The sequence below is a fragment of the Massilia aerilata genome, from assembly GCF_042656905.1.
Lineage (GTDB): Bacteria > Pseudomonadota > Gammaproteobacteria > Burkholderiales > Burkholderiaceae_D > Telluria > Telluria aerilata.
Genome location: NZ_JBHSMZ010000004.1, coordinates 449,363 through 467,180 on the forward strand (window position 1 = coordinate 449,363; position 17,818 = coordinate 467,180).

Here is a 17,818-nt window from a genome sequence, read left to right on the forward strand (position 1 = left end):
GGCCATATTGATAATTTCCGTTCGCAGGAGGACACCATGGCAACAACCCGACAGACACTCGCCGCGGCCGTGGTGGCCGCGCTGCCGCTCTTCGCGGCCACCGTGCCGGCCCCTGTGCAGGCCCAGGAACATCCGCGCGCCCGCCAGATGGAGCCGCGCATCGAAGGCTTCAACGTCAACGAGCTGCGCCGCATCGAGCCGGGCGCCGAGCTGAACTTCGAAGTCTTCGGCACCCCGGGCGGCAACGCATCGGTGCGCATCGACGGCGCCACCCGCAACCTGCACCTGAACGAAACCCGCCCCGGCACCTACTCGGGCACCTACACGATCGGCCGTCACGACCGCATCCGTCCGGACAGCGCCGTCACCGCCAACCTGCGCGTCAACGGCATGGTCAAGACCCAGGCCCTGGCCGCCACCATCGTGCGCGTGCCGGAACGCGTGAGCCCCGCCGACCGCGCCATGGCCGGCACGCCGCGCGTGCAGAGCTTCGACGTGCGCGGCAGCGACGACCTCGGCCCCGGCCATGAGCTGCGCTTCACCGTGGCAGGCACGCCGGGCGCGCGGGTCGAAGTCCAGATCGCCGGCACTTCCGGCATCTTCACGCTGCCGGAAGTGCGGCCGGGCGAATACGACGGCGTGTACACCATCCGCCGCGGCGACAATATCGCCCCGGACGCCTCGGTGACCGCGACCATCAAGTCCAACGGCCGTTACTCGACCGCGACCCTGGGCCAGCCCCTGCTGGCAGGCGGACGCGGCGACCGCATGGATGAGCGCCGCGACGCGCGGCGCGACGACCGCCGTGCCGACGACAGCCAGCGTGTGGCCCGCTATTGCACCAATTGCGCAACCGTGGAGTCGGTGAACGTGATCCAGGGCGACGCCGGTGCGGCCGGCACGCTGGGCGGCGCCGCGGTGGGCGGCCTGCTGGGCAACCAGGTGGGCAGCGGCAGCGGCCGCACGGCGGCGACCGTGGCCGGTGCGGTCGGCGGCGCCATCGCCGGACGCGCGATCGAGCGCAACGCCCGCGCCCCGCGCTATGAAGTGGTGGTGCGCTATGAAAACGGCACGACCCAGGCTATCCGCTATGACAACGACCCGGGCTTCCGCGTAGGCGAGCAGGTCAAGGTCGCCGATGGCGTTCTGACCCGGGACTGACCGATTCCGAGCCAGAAACGACAAAGCCGGCTCCGCAAGGGGCCGGCTTTTTTACATCCGCTTCATGGGCGCTCAGACCGCTGCCAGCACCGCGCCGTCACCCGAGGATTCGGCATCGGCCTTGTGCTTGGCGTTCTGCTTGGCGCGCGAACGCGAGGGCGGCAGGCGGCGCAGGGTCTTGAGGGCTTCCGGATCCTTGATGCCGATGGTGCGCTGGTCGACGGTGATCAGGCCGATCTCGTTGAAGGCCGACAGCGTGCGGCTGACGGTTTCCAGGGTCAGACCGAGGTAGCTGCCGATCTCGTGGCGCGTCATGCGCAGGTTGAACAGCTTGCTCGAGTAGCCCATCGCGGCGAAGCGATCCGCCAGCGAAATCAGGAAACGGGCCACGCGCGCTTCCGCAGACAGGGCGCCGAGCATGCCGATCATGGCCTGTTCGCGCACCAGTTCGCGGCTCATCACCCCGTACATCAGGTTCTCCAGCTCGGCATGCACCCTCCCCAGGGCAGTGAGCTTCTTGAATGGTACGAGGATCAGGTCGCAGTCGGACAGGGCGACGGCTTCCGAGGCGTAGTGGCGGGTGTGGATGCCGTCGACGCCGAGCATGTCCCCCTTCATCGGGAAGCTCAGCACCTGTTCGTTGCCGAATTCGTCGATCAGCACCGTTTTCAGGAAGCCGGAATTGACGATGTACAGGGTGTCGAAGGCCTGGCCGATCGTGTGCACGCGCTGGCCCGTCTTGAACTGCACGTGCTGGAACAGGAGTTCCTCGGTATTCATCGAGACGGCGGCCGGGATATGGAGCAGGTCGCAGACCTCTTTCAGGTTGGACCACAGGCGACCCTGGCGCTGGCGCCCGGCCTCCATCTGGGACGAGTGCAGAGTCGAAGGGGAGGCGTTACGCTGTTCTGACATTGGCTGGGACTGCATACTCATCTCCAGGTTTAGGAACATGAAATTTCTGGCGGCTCAATGCGGAGAATGGACCGCAAGCAAGTCGAAACGCTGAAGTCAGTATGCCAACACGAGTTCGGCATTCATATCAGCAACGGCTGAATGTGTAGGTAGGAAGGGGAGTCAGAATGTAGGAATATTCTTACTGACTGCTGCCGCTTCCGAGGGAGAGAAGGGCATACCCGTGTAGGATAGCTGCGGTGAGGAGGCCGTCTCCCGGGCACCACACGCAGGGCGTGGAAACCACAGTCAGACCAAGGTGTCTAAGACAGATTAGGCGGTGCTCAGGCTTTCATCGGCGCCAGCAGGCGGTGCGCCACGGCGTATTGCACCATTTCCGACAGCGAGGTCATGCCCATCTTCTGCATGATGCGCGTCTTGTGAGTGCTCACTGTCTTCACCGAAAGATGCAGGTTGTTGGCGATCTCGGTGATCGACTTGCCGCCTACTAATAGAGAGAAGACTTCGAACTCGCGGTCCGAGAGCTGCTTGTGCAGCAGCTGCTCGTTCGGCGCCATGATGTTCAGCGCCAGCTGCTCGGCCACTTCGGTACTGATATAAGGACGGCCCGAGGCCACCTTGCGGATCGCCCCGACCAGCTGGGTGCCGGCGCTCTCCTTGGTCAGGTAGCCCTGGGCGCCGGCGCGGATCGCGCGCACCGCGTACTGTTCTTCCTCGTGCATGGTGAGGATCAGGATGGCCAGCTTGGGCGCTTCGCTGCGCACCTGGCGGATCAGGTCGACGCCGCTGCGGCCGGGCATCGACAAGTCCAGCAGCAGCAGGTCGAAACCGCCCTGGCGCACCAGCGACAGCACTTCGAAACCGTTGATGGCTTCGCCGACAATCTCGATGTCGAGGGCGCCGTCGAGGATGCGCTTGAGGCCTTCGCGCATGATGGTGTGGTCGTCAGCGATGACTATGCGAATCATAGAAGTTCCCCAGGGTGCAATGTGCAGCATAAATTACACGCTAGCACATTGCCAGAACAGAAATTGTATTATTTTTGGAATGACCCTATAGCCTGCATGGATGGTTCAGGCGCCGGGTTCGCGGATCAGGCGGTGCACCAGGACCGGCTTGCTGGTCTGCGACAACACCTTGTTCGTGACGCTACCGAGCAGCAACTGGCCCCATCCGCTGCGGCCGTGCGAGCCCATGAAGATGAGGTCGCAGTGTTGTTGTTCAGCCACGTCGACGATCTTGAGCGCCGCCGAATCCGAAAACGCCGTCATGCAGGAGTGCTTCAGTCCGGCCTGGTCCGCCGAGCGCATGATCTTCCCCATGTACTCCTCGCCCATGCGCCGCATCTGCCCCATGTATTCCTCCTCGCTGGGGTAGGAAGGCGGGATGATTTCGACGTACACGGGATACTGGTAGTCGGGCGCGACGAACAGCGCGAGCACTTCGGCCCCCATCTGTTGCGCGAACTGGACGCCGGCGCAGGCGGTGTGCTGGGACACCGCGGAACCGTCGGTGGTGATCAGAATTTTCTGGTACATGGTGAGCCCTCCCTCAGGTCACGTTGCCTGCTTATTGTAGTCCTCCTGATCACCCTTGGCCGATGGTAAATGCTTGATCTTGCTCAGTGATGTGTTTGCTTTCTGGCTCGGAAACATTGACTGGCATAAAGCTCGCGATAAAAAAATACAACACTTGCTTTGTGAAAATATTCAGAAACAGTTGGAAATGATGGTCGATTGACTAAGTTTATTGCGCCAATGCGCAACGGTGTCTTTTCCGAGATTTACCTACGGCAACCACGCTGCTACACTCCCTGCAATACCCTTACCGTCAACGTATTGACGGAAGCAAGCACCGCACAGTACAGATCATCGCGACACTTACACATTATGGAGAAGCAGGGACTATGACCGACGCCGCTGACGATTTCGACGCATTATTCGAGGAAGTGGCAGCGCAGCGAGCCAGCGCGCCGGCCCCGGCTCCGGCTCCGGCGCCCGAACCCGCCGCCGGCGGCGCTGGTAGCGACACGGACGACCTCGAAGCCCTGTTCGACCAGGTAGCATCGAGCGCCGCGCCCGCCGCCGCACCGGCTGCGGCCGCGCCTGCACCGGCGCCGGCCGCTGCCGCCGAAGCCACCGAAGATCCGGATGGCCAGGTGATGTACGCCCGCCTGGGCAGCATCGTGCGCATCATGCACGACTCGCTGCGCGAACTCGGCTACGACAAGGCGCTCACCGAAGCTTCGTCGCAGATCGTGGACGCCCAGGACCGCCTGGAATACGTCGCCACCCTGACCGAGCAGGCCGCCAACAAGGTCCTGAACACCCTGGACGACGGCATGCCGGCCCAGGACAAGCTGTCGAAGCAGGCCAAGGACATGGAGGGCCGCTGGGCCGACCTGTTCGCCGGCAAGCTGTCGCTCGATCAGTTCAAGGCGCTGGCCGGCGATTCGCGCAGCTTCGCCCAGGCCGTGTCGGAAGCGACCGAAGCCGAGAAGGCGCGCCTGCTCGAAATCATGATGGCGCAGGACTTCCAGGACATCACCGGCCAGCTGATCAAGAAAGTCGTCAAGATCACCCAGACCGTCGAGAACGAACTGGCCCAGCTGCTGCGCGACAGCGCCCCGGCCGAGGTCAAGGAAAAGCTGGCGCAGAAACAGGCCGTGCAGGAACAGGAAAAGCCGGCCGAGCTGATGCAGGGCCCCTCGGTGCCGACCGCGGCGCTGGACCAGGATAGCGTCGATGACCTTCTTGCCGATCTGGGATTCTAATGGATGAAATGCTCAAGGATTTCGTCATCGAGGCGTTGGATCTGGCGACCAACGTCGAGGAGCATCTGCTCCGCCTCGAACGCGATCCGGATAACAAGGAAACGCTGAACGCGGTGTTCCGCTCGTTCCACACCATCAAGGGTGGCGCGGGCTTCATGGGACTGCCCGCGCTGGTGACCGCCTGCCACCTGACGGAAAACCTGTTCGACGCGCTGCGCACCGGCGCGGCCCCGGTCACGCCATCGGCGATCGAGGCTTCGCTGGTGGCTTCCGGCTTCGTCGCCGACCAGCTCAACGACCTGAACAACGGCACCGCGCCGGAACAGCTGGCGCCGATGCCGGCCGACCTCGAGCGCATGCTGAAGGATGCGATCGACGGCAAGGATGCGCCCAAGGCTGCTGCCGCACCAGCGGCCGCTCCGGCTCCCGCAAAGGCGGCTGCCGCGCCGGCCCCGGTGGCTGCGCCGGCCGCCGCACCCGCCGGCGCCGACGGCCTGGATTGGGAGGCGATGTACATGGCGGTGGTCCCGCCCGGCACTTACACCCCGGCTGCGGCCGGGGAAGCACCGGCTGCAGCAGTGGCGGCTGCCGCCGACGTGTCTGCCGCAACCGAAGTCGTCGCGGCCAAACCGGGCTGGGACGGCATCGAGCGCCGTGGCGACAAGCCGGCGCAGAACGCCGCCGTCAAGGCCGACGAGAGCATCCGTATCGACGCGGTCAAGCTGGACGCGCTGCTGGAAGTGGCCGGCGAATCGGTGCAGGCCGCGAACCAGGCCGCCGTGCTGCTGGAGCGCCTGTCGCAGTTCAAGTTCGAAGGCCAGGCCGCCACGCTGATGGCGACCCTGACCGAGACCCTGGAGCGCGCCTCGCGCTACTCGGCCGAGCTGCAGCGCGCCACGCTGGCGACCCGCATGCAGCCGGTGGGCCGCCTGTTCCAGAAATTCCCGCGCCTGGTGCGCGAACTGGCCAAGGACCTGGGCAAGGAAGTCGAGCTGACCATCGAAGGCGCCGAGACCGAAGTCGACCGCGTGGTGGTGGACAGCCTGTACGACCCGCTGGTGCACATGCTGCGCAACGCGCTCGACCACGGCGTCGAAGGACCTGAGGACCGCCTCGCCAACGGCAAGCCGGCCAAGGCCTACATCCTGCTGAAAGCCTGGCAGGAAGCCAACAGCGTCATGATCGTGCTGCAGGACGACGGCCGCGGCATGGACCCGTCCAAGCTGCGCAAGAAGGCGATGGAAAAGGGCTTGATCACCGAGCACCAGGCCACCTCCGACGACGAAGCCTACCAGCTGGTGTTCCTGCCGGGCTTCTCGACCAAGGAAGTGGCGTCCTCGGTGTCGGGCCGCGGCGTCGGCATGGACGTGGTCAAGACCGCCGTCGAGAAGAACCGCGGCGCGATCCGCATCGACTCGAACCTCGGCACGGGCACCAAGTTCTCGATCCGCCTGCCGATCGAACTGTCGATCGTGCCGACCATGCTGGTGTCCACCTCGGGCGCCCAGCTGGCCCTGCCGATGGCGGTGGTCGAGCGCGTGGTCGAGCTGCCGGAGACCTTCATGCAGGTCGGCGGCGCCCCGGTGCTGAAAGACCAGGGCCGCCCGCTGCCGGTGCGTTCGCTGGCGGCCTCGCTGGGCTACGAAGAGTGCTCGGAGCGCGTCGGCATCGTCATCAACGCGCCGCAGCCCTACATCATCGCGGTGGAAGCGGTGGACGGCACGGCCGACCTGGTGATCAAGCCGATGACGGCGCTGCACGTCGAAGGCATCACCGGTACCGCGCGCTCCGCCGAGGGTTCGCTGGTGCTGGTGGTGGGCCTGTCCTTCCTGATGGACGGCTGCCGTTCCTCGGTGCGCCTGGCTGCATAAAAGCAACACGCAACAAAGCCAAGAATAGCCTGCCCGGAAACGGTGCAGGCTATTTTTATTTGCATTTTCGATTTTCCATGCAAATAAAATTTGCATGTGCAGCAATCCATTGAAATAATCGTGCAAGCGGCCCGGGGTGACGCACTGCACAAATATGGCATAATCAAAGACCATACTCGCATGAGGCGAGGGTTTGAATGGATTGGTCATGTTAAAAACGCTCTACGACAAACTCTGGGACTCGCATGTCGTGCGTGCCGACGCGGATGGCACCACCGTGCTGTATATCGACCGTCACCTGGTCCACGAAGTGACCAGCCCGCAGGCCTTCGAAGGCTTGCGCGTGGCGGACCGCGCGCTATGGCGCACCTCCGCCAACCTTGCCGTAGCCGACCACAACGTGCCGACCACCGACCGCAGCCACGGCATCGCGGACCCGACCTCGCGCCTGCAGGTCGAGACCCTGGACGCGAACGCGAAGAGCTTCGGCGTCACCTACTTCAACATGAACGACAAGCGCCAGGGCATCGTCCACGTGATCGGCCCGGAGCAGGGCGCCACGCTGCCCGGCATGACCGTGGTCTGCGGCGACTCGCACACCTCGACCCACGGCGCCTTCGGCTGCCTGGCGCACGGCATCGGCACCTCGGAAGTCGAGCACGTGATGGCCACCCAGACCCTGCTGGCGAAGAAGTCGAGATCGATGCTGGTGCAGGTCGACGGCGCGCTGCCGGCCGGCGTCACCGCCAAGGACATCGTGCTGGCCGTGATCGGCAGGATCGGCACCGCCGGCGGCACCGGCTACGCGATCGAATTCGCCGGCTCGACCATCCGTTCGCTGTCGATGGAAGGCCGGATGACGGTCTGTAACATGGCGATCGAGGCGGGCGCGCGCGCCGGCATGGTGGCGGTCGACGACACCACCATCGACTACGTCAAGGGCCGTCCCTTCGCGCCGGTTGGCCCGCAGTGGGAGCAGGCCGTCGGCTACTGGCGCACCCTGCACACCGACCCGGGCGCGAAGTTCGACATGGTCGTGACCCTCAACGCGCTTGAAATCCGTCCGCAGGTCACCTGGGGCACTTCGCCCGAGATGGTGACGACCGTGGACGGCCGCGTGCCGGATCCGGACAAGGAACGCGACCCGGTCAAGCGCGACGCCATGGAAAAGGCGCTGGTCTACATGGACCTCAAGCCGAACACCCGGATCGAGGACATCCGCATCGACAAGGTCTTCATCGGCTCCTGCACCAACTCGCGCATCGAGGACCTGCGCGCCGCCGCCGCCATCGTGCGCGGCCGCCAGCGCGCCGCGAACGTGAAGCTGGCGATGGTGGTGCCGGGTTCGGGCCTGGTGAAGGAACAGGCCGAGCGCGAGGGCCTCGACAAGATCTTCAAGGCCGCCGGCTTCGAATGGCGCGAGCCGGGCTGCTCGATGTGCCTGGCCATGAACGCCGACCGCCTCGATCCGGGCGAGCGCTGCGCCTCGACCTCGAACCGCAACTTCGAAGGGCGGCAGGGGCAGGGCGGGCGTACCCACCTGGTGTCGCCGGCGATGGCGGCTGCGGCGGGGGTCGCGGGGCACTTCGTCGACGTCAGCAGGTAGAGGGGTCAGAGCCCGGTGTTGGGTTCAAGGGGCTCTGACCCCGGTGCTCAGCCGCAAAGTTTGGTATATCAACATCCAGTAAAAACAGGAACATCATGAAAAAAGCAATCGCTCTCGCCCTCATCGCTATCGCCGCCGCAGGCTGCAACACCATCTCCGGCGTCGGCAAGGACGTGCAGAAGGTTGGCCAGGTGATCACTGGGGCGGGCGGCAAATAATTTTTTGATAGGCACACGCCGCGAACTGCGGGGTCAGAGCCCTTTTAAAGGCAACACCGGGCTCTGACCCCTGCGGCAACACCGGGCTCTGACCCCTGCGACCATGGAAAAATTCATCGTACAAGAAGGACTGGTGGCGCCGCTCGACCGCGCCAACGTCGACACCGACGCCATCATCCCCAAGCAGTTCCTCAAGTCGATCCGCCGTACCGGCTTCGGCCCCAACCTGTTCGACGAGTGGCGCTATCTGGACCATGGCGAACCTGGCATGGACAACAGCCGCCGTCCGCTGAATCCGGACTTCGTGCTGAACCAGCCGCGCTACGCCGGCGCCTCGATCCTGCTGGCGCGCAAGAACTTCGGCTGCGGCTCCTCGCGCGAGCACGCGCCCTGGGCCCTGCAGCAGTACGGCTTCCGCGCCATCGTCGCGCCCAGCTTCGCCGACATCTTCTTCAACAACTGCTACAAGAGCGGTCTGCTGCCCATCGTGCTGAGCGAGCAGCAGGTCGACCAGTTGTTCAATGAAGTGAAGGCCTTCCCCGGCTTCAAGCTGGTGGTCGACCTCGAGCAGCAGGTGATCCGCACGCCGGACGGCCAGCTGGGCTTCGAATTCGCGATCGACGACTTCCGCAAGTACTGCCTGCTGAACGGCCTGGACGACATCGGCCTGACCCTGCGCCACGCCGACGAGATCCGGGCTTTCGAGGAACGCCACCTGCGCGCCCAGCCCTGGCTCGCCAACACGATCTAAGCAAGGAAACACATGAAGATTGCCATCCTGCCGGGCGACGGCATCGGTCCGGAAATCACGGCGCAAGCCGTCAAGGTCTTGAAGGCGCTGGGCGAGTCCTTCGAGATGGAGAGCGCGGAAGTCGGCGGCGCCGGCTACGCGGCCCACGGGCATCCGTTACCTGAAAAAACCCTGGCGCTGGCCAAGGCCGCCGACGCGGTGCTGTTCGGCGCCGTCGGCGACTACCAGTACGACAGCCTGGCCCGCGCGCTGCGCCCCGAGCAGGCCATCCTCGGCCTGCGCAAGGAGCTCGGCCTGTTCGCCAACCTGCGTCCGGCCATCCTGTATCCGGAACTGGCGGGTGCCTCGACGCTCAAGCCGGAAGTCGTGTCCGGCCTGGACATCCTGATCATCCGCGAGCTCACCGGCGACATCTATTTCGGCAAGCCGCGCGGCGTGCGCGAGTGCCCGGACGGTCCGTTCGCGGGCCAGCGCGAAGGCTTCGACACCATGCGCTATGCGGAAGGCGAGATCCGCCGCATCGCCCACGTCGCCTTCCAGGCCGCACGCAAGCGCGGCTCGCGCGTGACCAGCGTCGACAAGGCGAACGTGCTGGAGACTTTCCAGTTCTGGCGCGACATCGTCACCGAAGTGCACAAGGATTACCAGGACGTCGAGCTCGAGCACATGTACGTCGATAACGCCGCGATGCAGCTGGTGCGCGCGCCGAAGAAGTTCGACGTCATCGTCACCGGCAACATGTTCGGCGACATCCTGTCGGACGCGGCGGCGATGCTGACCGGCTCGATCGGCATGCTGCCTTCGGCCTCGCTGGACGCCGGCAACAAGGGCCTGTACGAGCCCTCGCACGGCTCGGCGCCGGACATCGCCGGCAAGGGCGTGGCGAATCCGCTGGCGACGATCCTGTCGGCCGCGATGATGCTGCGCTTCTCGCTCGGCAAGGCGGAGCAGGCCGACCGCATCGAGAACGCCGTCAAGGCCGTGCTGGCGCAAGGCCTGCGCACGCCGGACATTTTCGAAGAAGGCACCACCCGCGTCGGCACCGAACAGATGGGCGATGCGGTGGTCAACGCGTTGGCGTGATTGAACGTTAGGTGAAATTCAACGTGGGCACGGGTGCCCACGATGAGAACATACAGATTACGAGGGATTCAAAATGAAATTAGTAGGTCTGGTTGGTTGGCGCGGCATGGTCGGCTCGGTGCTCATGAAGCGCATGCAGGACGAAGGCGATTTCGACCACATCGAGCCGGTGTTCTTCACCACCTCGAACCCGGGCGGCGCTGCGCCGGCCATGGCGAAGAACGAGACCAAACTGAAAAGCGCGACCGACATCGCCGAACTGTCGAAGTGCGAGATCATCATCTCCTGCCAGGGCGGCGACTACACCACCGAAGTGTTCCCGCAGCTGAGGGCTAGCGGCTGGAACGGCTACTGGATCGACGCCGCCTCGACCCTGCGCATGAACGACGACGCCGTGATCGTGCTGGACCCGGTCAACCTGAACGTCATCAAGGATGCGATGACCCGCGGCGTGAAGAACTTCGTCGGCGGTAACTGCACCGTGTCCTGCATGCTGATGGGCCTGGGCGGCCTGTTCAAGCACGACCTGGTCGACTGGATGAGCTCCATGACCTACCAGGCGGCATCGGGCGGCGGCGCCCAGCACATGCGCGAACTGCTGACCCAGTTCGGCACCATCAACGCGGCCGTCAAGCCGCTGCTGGACGACCCGGCATCGGCCATCCTCGAGATCGACCGCACCGTGCTGGCGACCCAGCATGGCATGTCGGCCGACGAAACCAGGCAGTTCGGCGTGCCGCTGGGCGGCAACCTGATTCCCTGGATCGACAAGGACCTGGGCAACGGCCAGTCGAAGGAAGAGTGGAAGGGCGGCGCCGAGACCAACAAGATCCTCGGCCGCGGCGCGGCAACGGCTAATGTGATCCCGGTCGACGGCCTGTGCGTGCGCATCGGCGCGATGCGCTGCCATTCGCAGGCGCTGACCATCAAGCTGAAGAAGGACGTGCCGCTGGACGAGGTCAACGACATCATCGCCAGGGACAACCAGTGGGTGAAGTTCGTGCCGAACACGCGCGAAGACTCGATGCGCGACCTGACCCCGGCCGCCGTCACCGGCAGCCTGACGATCCCGGTCGGCCGCGTGCGCAAGATGTCCATGGGCCCGGAATACATCTCGGCGTTCACCGTCGGCGACCAGTTGCTGTGGGGCGCCGCCGAGCCGCTGCGCCGCATGCTGCGCATCGTACTGGACAAGTAAATCTGGCAAGTGTCGAGGTACAATGAAGGCGGCCTGCGGGCCGCCTTTTTCATTGTGGTCGGCATGGCAATAGGTGCTGATGAAATGTTATGGTTTGAGCCAAAAAACATCAGTTGGCTGAATAGACCGTCTACATATCTCACGGACGGTGAATGTTTCTCCCCGTAGAGCTTGCGTGCCATAGTGCATGATGCTATGTTGCCGAGACCACCGGGCTTGCCGCAGGTCCTGTTCAACTCACCCAGTCGAATTATGCATTCCACTCACCGTCCCTCGATGAAGTCGTCCGCGCTGAAGAAGCTCACCGCGGCGGTTGCCAGTGCGTTGGTCCTGAGCTCGGCCGTCCACGCGGCAGGCCTCGGCAAACTCACCGTGCTGTCTGCGCTCGGCCAGCCCCTGCGCGCCGAAATCGAGTTGACGGCGGTGTCCAGCGACGAGGCCAGCGGCCTGGTGGCCAAGCTGGCCTCGCCGGACGCCTTCCGCACCGCGAACATCGAATTCAACCCGGCCCTGCTGTCGCTGCGTTTCGCGGTCGAGCAGCGCAACGGCCGCCAGTTCATCCGGGTGAGCTCGACCCAGCCGCTGAACGAGCCCTTCGTCGACATGCTGCTGGAGCTGAGCTGGAATAACGGCCGCCTGGTGCGCGAATACACCTTCCTGCTCGACCCGGCCGAGCTGCGCGCGACCCAGTCGGCGCAGGTGGCCTCGAACGAAGCGCCGCCGGCCGCGCGTCCGCGTGCGGAAGCCCCGGCGGCTGCGGCCGCGCCGGCAGCCCCGGTGGCGTCCGAGCGTCCGCGCCGCGGCGATCGCGCACGTGCCGAGGAGGGCGCGCAAGCCGCCAACGGCGCGGCGCCCGGCCGCGCGTCGGCAGGCGCCGGGTCGAAGTACCGCGTCAAGCCGGGCGACAGCCTGGGCCGCATCGCCGCCCAGTTGAAACCGGTCGACGTCTCGCTCGACATGATGCTGGTGGCGCTGTACCGCGCCAACCCGGACGCCTTCATCGGCAACAACATGAACCGCCTGAAGTCGGGCCGCATCCTGTCGGTGCCGGACGCCGGCGGCATGCAGTCGCTGAACGAGGGCGAAGCCCACGGCGTCGTGGTCGCCCACGCGGCCGACTTCAATGCCTACCGCAACAAGCTGGCCGGCCAGGTCGGCGCTGCGGAACCGGTCAAGACGCCGTCGGCTGGCCAGAGCGCCGGTGGCAAGATCACCGCCAAGGTCGAGGAACGCCCGACCGCCGCCAACGAGTCCCAGGACCAGCTGCGCCTGTCGAAGGCGCCGGCGGCAGGCGCCGCTGCCGGCAAGGGCTCGACGATGAGCACCGAGGACACCATCGCCAAGCAGCGCGAACTGGAAGAAGCCCAGAAGCGCGTGAAGGAGCTGGAGCAGAACGTCAACGATCTCGAGAAGATCGCGACCGTGAAGAGCAAGGGCGGCGCCGAGGCCCAGCAGAACGCGGCGTCGACCACCGCGCCGGCCCCGGCGGCAACGCAGGACAAGCCGGCGCAGAAGAAGCTGGCGGCCATCAAGCCGGCCGCCAAGCCGGCCTCGCCGGTGGCCGAACCGGGCCTGCTCGACTTCCTCATGGATAACCTGCCGCTGGTCGGCGGCGGCGCGGCCGTGCTGCTGCTCGGCGGCCTGCTGGCTGCCCAGCGCCGCAAGAAGAAGGAAGTCAAGGCCGTCCCCGAACCGTCGATCCTGGGCGTGCCGACCGAACCGGCGCACTCGCTGTTCGCCGAAACCGGCGGCCAGAGCGTCGACACCAACAACAGCGTGTTCAACTCCAGTTTCGCGCCCTCGGCCAGCCAGCTCGACACCAACGAGGTCGACCCGGTGGCCGAAGCCGACGTCTACATTGCCTATGGCCGCGACGCCCAGGCCGAAGAGATCCTGAAGGAAGCGCTGCGCACCCATCCGGAACGCTATCCGGTGCGCCTGAAGCTGCTCGAGATCTACGCCGCCCGCAAGGACCAGCGCGCCTTCGAGACCCAGGCCGGTGAGCTGTACAGCATGACCCGCGGCCAGGGCGACGAATGGGCGCAGGCCGCGGCGCTGGGCCTGTCCATCGATCCGCTGAACCCGCTGTATGCAGCCGGCAGCCCGCAGCCCGACGCCGTCCCGGCGCCCGGCGAGGCGGCGCCGACGCTGAGCGCGCAGGACTTCGACGACGCCTTCGATGCCGACCGCACCGCGGTGCCGACCGCTGCCGCCGCCGCTGCCGGCGCCGTCGCCGCGCACGAGGCGATGAGCTTCGACCAGCACTTCGCGGGCGCGATGAACGCCGCGCAGCCGGCCATCCAGCCGGAAGCGGCCGCAGTCCCGGCCGAGGACGAACACACCCTCGACTTCGACCTCGGCGGCCTGGCCTTCGAGCCTGTGCAGGCCGAGGAGAGCAAGCCGGCCCAGGCCGCGCATGACGACAACCTGCTCGACTTCGACATGGGCGGCTTCGACGCCGCGCCGGCCGAGCCGGTGGCGGCGCATGCCGAAACGGCCGCCGCACCGGCCGCCGCCGAGGAACCGCTCGACTTCTCCTTCGACATGGACTTCGGCGCCCCGGCTGCGAATCCGGTCCCGCAACCGGCCGTCCGGCCGTTCGAGACCGTGGACGACCTGACCTTTGGCGACTTCGACCTCGGCGACACCATCCCGGGCGCGGGCGCGGCCCAGGAGATCGCCGCGGCGCCGGCGCCGGCCGCCGAATTCGCCAACAGCGATTTCGACATGGCCAACCTGGCCAGGGAATTCGACCTGCCGGCCATCCCGGCCGCGCCGGAAGAAACCAGCCCGGCCACCGAGCTGAAGGACCCGCTGTTCGACCTCGACACCATGGACTTCGGCCTGGCCGATGAGGTCAAACCGGTGCAAGCCGAATCATTCGCCCCGGCCGCCGACCCGGCTCCGGCGCTCTCGCTGGAAGACGAGCTGTTCGGCCTGCAGGACCTGCCGAATGCGCTGCCGGTGGCAACCCCGGCCCCGGTCGAAACCGCGGACTACGCGCCGCACGACATGCTGGAGCCGGCAAAAGTCGAGCCGGCCTTCGCTCTCGGCGGCTTCGACCTCGACCTGCCGGGCGAGAGCAATGCGCTGCCGGATTTCGAGACGGTGGCGGCGCCTGCCGATGCGCCGGTCGAACTGACAGCCGGGCACATGGAGATGGAGACCAAGCTGGATCTGGCCATCGCGTACCAGGAAATCGGCGACAAGGAGGGCGCGCGCGAGCTGCTCGAGGAAGTCATCAAGGGCGGCAACAGCGAACAGGTCAGCAAGGCCACCGCGATGCGCGCACAGCTTGCGTGAGGCCGGCCGGGTGACAAGAATCGCATTGGGTGTCCAGTACATCGGCACCGACTGGAACGGGTACCAGAAACAACCATCGCGCGACACGGTCCAGGACCGGCTTGAAATCGCGCTCGAAAAATTCGCCTGCACGCCGATCGGCACCGCCTGCGCCGGCCGCACCGACGCCGGCGTGCACGCGATCGAGCAGGTCGTCCACTTCGACACGGACCTCGATCGTCCGCCGCAGTCCTGGGTACGCGGCACCAACGCCTTCCTGCCGGATTCGATCGTGGTGCGCTGGGCGCACGTGGTCGCGCCGGACCCGGAGGGGCAGGACTTCCACGCGCGTTTCTCGGCCCGGTCCCGCACCTACCACTACGTGCTGTACAACCACTCGAACCCGTCGGCCCTGCTGGCCGGCCGCGCCGGCTGGGTGTTCCGTCCGCTGGACGTGGAGCGCATGCGGGAAGCGGCAAGGCACCTGATCGGCACCCACGATTTCAGCAGCTTCCGCGCCTCCGGCTGCCAGGCCAACACGCCCATCAAGCAGATGCACGAGCTGAACATCGTGCGCCATGGCGACGTGATCGTCTTCACGGTGCGCGCCTCGGCCTTCCTGCATCACATGGTGCGCAACATCGTCGGCTCGCTGATCTACGTGGGCACAGGACGCAACGAGCCGGGCTGGATGGTCGAGGTACTGCAAGCCCGCTCGCGCGACGCCGCGGCGCCGACCTTCATGCCGGACGGTTTATATCTTGCTACAATCGACTACGATCCGAAGTGGGGATTGCCGCAGGAGCCTGTTCAGCCGTTCTGCCTATAGGGGTCAGAGCCCGGTGTTGCTTTTAAAGGGGCTCTGACCCCGGTGGTCAGTGGCAAGCTTCACTGCGGCTGCTCGAACGTCGGCAACTCCGGGGTCAACTCCGGGGTCAACTCCGGGGTCAACTCCGGGGTCAGAGCCCTTTTTAAAACCAACACCGGGCTCTGACCCCTGCGGTGTCCCCTGCGGTATCCCCTGCGGCCATGCAAAGAACCAGAATCAAAATCTGCGGCATCACCCGCGAACAAGACCTGCGCGCGGCAGTCGCCGCCGGCGCCGACGCCCTCGGCTTCGTGTTCTATCCGAAGAGCCCGCGCTACATCGCGCCCGCCCAGTTCGCCGCGCTGGCGCCCGCCATGCCGCCCTTCGTCAGCGGCGTCGGCCTGTTCGTCAACGCGGCCGTGGACGCCGTGCGCGAGGCGGTGAATGCCGGTCCGATCGCGCTGCTGCAATTCCACGGCGACGAAACGGCAGAGCAGTGCGCCGCCATCGCCGACGCGGTGAAACGCCCCTTCCTGCGGGCGTTCCGCGTCAAACCCGACACAAGCGCGCTCGACCTGCTAGAATCCGAAGCTCAATACCGCGCCGCCAGCGCCTGGTTCTCGGGTCTGTTGCTCGACACCTGGGTCGATGCCTACGGCGGTGCAGGAAAGGTTTTCGATTGGTCTCTTATTCCAAAAGAGCTCGCGCCTCGGGTCGTTTTGAGTGGTGGCTTGAGCGTGCAAAACGTGACTAGCGCGGTGATGCGCGTACGCCCCTTTGCGGTCGACATCAGCAGTGGTGTCGAGGAAAGCAAGGGGATCAAGGATGCCCGCAAGATCGCCGCGTTCACGGACGCGGTGCGGGCTGCCGATGCATCACCCGATATGAGCGAGTCACACCATGGAGAACACCCCTAAAGGTCTGTTTAAGACCCCCGAATACCAGTTGCCGGACGCTTCCGGCCACTTCGGCCCCTACGGCGGCTCTTTTGTTGCCGAAACCCTCAGCCACGCGCTGGCCGAGCTGAACGAAGCCTATGCGCGCTACAGCCAGGATCCGGAATTCCTGGAGGAGTTCCGCTACGAACTGGCGCACTTCGTCGGCCGGCCGTCGCCGGTCTACCATGCCAAGCGCTGGTCGCAGCAGGGCGCGCATGACGGTCTTGGCGCGCAGATCTTCTTCAAGCGCGAAGACCTGAACCACACCGGCGCCCACAAGATCAACAACGTGATCGGCCAGGCCCTGCTCGCGAAGCGCATGGGCAAGCCGCGCATCATCGCCGAGACCGGTGCCGGCCAGCACGGCGTCGCCACCGCCACCATCTGCGCGCGCTTCGGCCTCGAATGCGTCGTCTACATGGGCGCGGAGGACGTCAAGCGCCAGGCCCAGAACGTCTACCGCATGAAGCTGCTGGGCGCGACCGTGGTGCCGGTGGAGTCGGGCTCCAAGACCCTGAAGGACGCGCTCAACGAAGCGATGCGCGACTGGGTCACCAACATCGAAAACACCTTCTACATCATCGGCACCGTGGCCGGTCCGCACCCGTATCCGATGATGGTGCGCGACTTCCAGTCGGTGATCGGCGAGGAATGCCGCGTGCAGATGCCGCAGATGACCGGCCGCCAGCCGGACTACGTGGTGGCCTGCATCGGCGGCGGTTCGAATGCGATGGGCATCTTCTACCCCTACATCGACGAAGCCGGCGTCAAGCTGGTCGGCGTCGAGGCGGCGGGCGAGGGACTGGACAGCGGCAAGCACTCGGCCTCGCTGACGGCCGGCTTCCCCGGCGTCCTGCACGGCAACCGCACCTACCTGCTGCAGGATGCGAACGGCCAGATCATCGAGACCCACTCGGTATCGGCCGGCCTGGATTACCCGGGCGTCGGCCCCGAGCACGCCTGGCTGAAGGACATCGAGCGCGCCCAGTACGTCTCGATCACGGACGAGGAAGCGCTGCAGGCCTTCCACGACTGCTGCCGCATCGAAGGGATCATCCCGGCGCTGGAATCCTCGCACGCGATCGCCTACGCGGCCAAGCTGGCGCCGACGCTTCCTGAAGACCAGATCATCCTGGTGAACCTGTCCGGCCGCGGCGACAAGGACATGCACACCGTGGCGCAGCGCGCCGGCCTGAACTTCGGTTGATAACAAT

General features: G+C 65.7%; 15 protein-coding genes. 12 read left to right on the forward strand and 3 right to left on the reverse strand.

Features of this window, described 5'->3' with window-relative positions; all coding sequences use genetic code 11:
• The first annotated feature begins 36 nt into the window (after nt 1-36).
• Nucleotides 37-1,161, forward strand: coding sequence for a glycine zipper 2TM domain-containing protein (locus tag ACFPO9_RS06895; protein WP_379768778.1), 1,125 nt, complete (start codon nt 37-39; stop codon nt 1,159-1,161).
• 72 nt (nt 1,162-1,233) lie between these two features.
• On the opposite strand, the gene ACFPO9_RS06900 is transcribed toward ACFPO9_RS06895, so the two are convergent.
• The 3 genes from ACFPO9_RS06900 to ACFPO9_RS06910 all read right to left on the reverse strand — a co-directional run bounded on the left by ACFPO9_RS06900 (nt 1,234) and on the right by ACFPO9_RS06910 (nt 3,614).
• Entirely contained in the window at nt 1,234-2,028 is a 795-nt protein-coding gene (locus ACFPO9_RS06900; RefSeq protein WP_230026176.1) for a Crp/Fnr family transcriptional regulator, read from the reverse strand.
• A gap of 371 nt (nt 2,029-2,399) precedes the next feature.
• A complete protein-coding gene (locus tag ACFPO9_RS06905) occupies nt 2,400-3,044 on the reverse strand; it encodes a response regulator (RefSeq protein WP_036232923.1) in 645 nt (214 codons plus the stop codon).
• 105 nt (nt 3,045-3,149) lie between these two features.
• Nucleotides 3,150-3,614 carry a universal stress protein gene (locus ACFPO9_RS06910; protein WP_379768781.1) on the reverse strand — a complete coding sequence of 155 codons (465 nt, stop codon included), beginning with the start codon at nt 3,612-3,614 and terminating at the stop codon, nt 3,150-3,152.
• Nucleotides 3,615-3,982: 368 nt separating this feature from the next.
• Between ACFPO9_RS06910 and ACFPO9_RS06915 the strand changes: the two genes are divergently transcribed.
• From ACFPO9_RS06915 to trpB, 11 genes are all read left to right on the forward strand, one after another.
• Nucleotides 3,983-4,849, forward strand: a complete 867-nt coding sequence (locus ACFPO9_RS06915) for a protein phosphatase CheZ (protein WP_379768783.1) — start codon at nt 3,983-3,985, stop codon at nt 4,847-4,849.
• Nucleotides 4,849-6,720 carry a chemotaxis protein CheA gene (locus tag ACFPO9_RS06920; RefSeq protein WP_379768785.1) on the forward strand — a complete coding sequence of 624 codons (1,872 nt, stop codon included), beginning with the start codon at nt 4,849-4,851 and terminating at the stop codon, nt 6,718-6,720. Before ACFPO9_RS06915 ends, ACFPO9_RS06920 begins: the two co-directional genes overlap by 1 nt.
• Before the next feature lie 208 nt (nt 6,721-6,928).
• Nucleotides 6,929-8,326, forward strand: coding sequence for a 3-isopropylmalate dehydratase large subunit (gene leuC, locus ACFPO9_RS06925; RefSeq protein WP_379768787.1), 1,398 nt, complete (start codon nt 6,929-6,931; stop codon nt 8,324-8,326).
• A gap of 95 nt (nt 8,327-8,421) precedes the next feature.
• Nucleotides 8,422-8,544, forward strand: coding sequence for an entericidin A/B family lipoprotein (locus ACFPO9_RS06930; RefSeq protein WP_379768789.1), 123 nt, complete (start codon nt 8,422-8,424; stop codon nt 8,542-8,544).
• Nucleotides 8,545-8,647: 103 nt separating this feature from the next.
• A complete protein-coding gene (leuD, locus tag ACFPO9_RS06935; RefSeq protein ID WP_379768791.1) occupies nt 8,648-9,295 on the forward strand; it encodes a 3-isopropylmalate dehydratase small subunit in 648 nt (215 codons plus the stop codon).
• Nucleotides 9,296-9,307: 12 nt separating this feature from the next.
• Nucleotides 9,308-10,378, forward strand: coding sequence for a 3-isopropylmalate dehydrogenase (gene leuB, locus ACFPO9_RS06940; RefSeq protein WP_379768793.1), 1,071 nt, complete (start codon nt 9,308-9,310; stop codon nt 10,376-10,378).
• A gap of 73 nt (nt 10,379-10,451) precedes the next feature.
• Nucleotides 10,452-11,576 (forward strand): aspartate-semialdehyde dehydrogenase, encoded by a 1,125-nt coding sequence (gene asd, locus ACFPO9_RS06945; RefSeq protein WP_379768795.1) that lies wholly within the window; start codon nt 10,452-10,454, stop codon nt 11,574-11,576.
• Between the two features lie 252 nt (nt 11,577-11,828).
• Nucleotides 11,829-14,879 carry a motility hub landmark protein FimV gene (locus ACFPO9_RS06950; protein WP_379768797.1) on the forward strand — a complete coding sequence of 1,017 codons (3,051 nt, stop codon included), beginning with the start codon at nt 11,829-11,831 and terminating at the stop codon, nt 14,877-14,879.
• 10 nt (nt 14,880-14,889) lie between these two features.
• Nucleotides 14,890-15,687, forward strand: a complete 798-nt coding sequence (gene truA / locus ACFPO9_RS06955; protein ID WP_379768799.1) for a tRNA pseudouridine(38-40) synthase TruA — start codon at nt 14,890-14,892, stop codon at nt 15,685-15,687.
• Nucleotides 15,688-15,887: 200 nt separating this feature from the next.
• Nucleotides 15,888-16,583, forward strand: coding sequence for a phosphoribosylanthranilate isomerase (locus tag ACFPO9_RS06960; RefSeq protein WP_379768801.1), 696 nt, complete (start codon nt 15,888-15,890; stop codon nt 16,581-16,583).
• Nucleotides 16,567-17,811 carry a tryptophan synthase subunit beta gene (trpB, locus tag ACFPO9_RS06965; protein ID WP_379768803.1) on the forward strand — a complete coding sequence of 415 codons (1,245 nt, stop codon included), beginning with the start codon at nt 16,567-16,569 and terminating at the stop codon, nt 17,809-17,811. Before ACFPO9_RS06960 ends, trpB begins: the two co-directional genes overlap by 17 nt.
• Nucleotides 17,812-17,818: the final 7 nt, after the last annotated feature.

Excerpts from the sequence above, each read along its gene's own strand:
- ACFPO9_RS06930 (WP_379768789.1), top strand. The coding sequence starts at position 8,422 with ATGAAAAAAGCAATCGCTCTCGCCCTCATCGCTATCGCCGCCGCAGGC.
- ACFPO9_RS06960 (WP_379768801.1), top strand. The coding sequence starts at position 15,888 with ATGCAAAGAACCAGAATCAAAATCTGCGGCATCACCCGCGAACAAGAC.
- leuB (WP_379768793.1), top strand. The coding sequence starts at position 9,308 with ATGAAGATTGCCATCCTGCCGGGCGACGGCATCGGTCCGGAAATCACG.
- ACFPO9_RS06950 (WP_379768797.1), top strand. The coding sequence starts at position 11,829 with ATGCATTCCACTCACCGTCCCTCGATGAAGTCGTCCGCGCTGAAGAAG.
- ACFPO9_RS06895 (WP_379768778.1), top strand. The coding sequence starts at position 37 with ATGGCAACAACCCGACAGACACTCGCCGCGGCCGTGGTGGCCGCGCTG.
- trpB (WP_379768803.1), top strand. The coding sequence starts at position 16,567 with ATGGAGAACACCCCTAAAGGTCTGTTTAAGACCCCCGAATACCAGTTG.
- ACFPO9_RS06905 (WP_036232923.1), bottom strand. The coding sequence starts at position 3,044 with ATGATTCGCATAGTCATCGCTGACGACCACACCATCATGCGCGAAGGC.
- leuC (WP_379768787.1), top strand. The coding sequence starts at position 6,929 with ATGTTAAAAACGCTCTACGACAAACTCTGGGACTCGCATGTCGTGCGT.
- ACFPO9_RS06920 (WP_379768785.1), top strand. The coding sequence starts at position 4,849 with ATGGATGAAATGCTCAAGGATTTCGTCATCGAGGCGTTGGATCTGGCG.
- leuD (WP_379768791.1), top strand. The coding sequence starts at position 8,648 with ATGGAAAAATTCATCGTACAAGAAGGACTGGTGGCGCCGCTCGACCGC.
- ACFPO9_RS06910 (WP_379768781.1), bottom strand. The coding sequence starts at position 3,614 with ATGTACCAGAAAATTCTGATCACCACCGACGGTTCCGCGGTGTCCCAG.
- ACFPO9_RS06900 (WP_230026176.1), bottom strand. The coding sequence starts at position 2,028 with ATGGAGGCCGGGCGCCAGCGCCAGGGTCGCCTGTGGTCCAACCTGAAA.
- ACFPO9_RS06915 (WP_379768783.1), top strand. The coding sequence starts at position 3,983 with ATGACCGACGCCGCTGACGATTTCGACGCATTATTCGAGGAAGTGGCA.
- asd (WP_379768795.1), top strand. The coding sequence starts at position 10,452 with ATGAAATTAGTAGGTCTGGTTGGTTGGCGCGGCATGGTCGGCTCGGTG.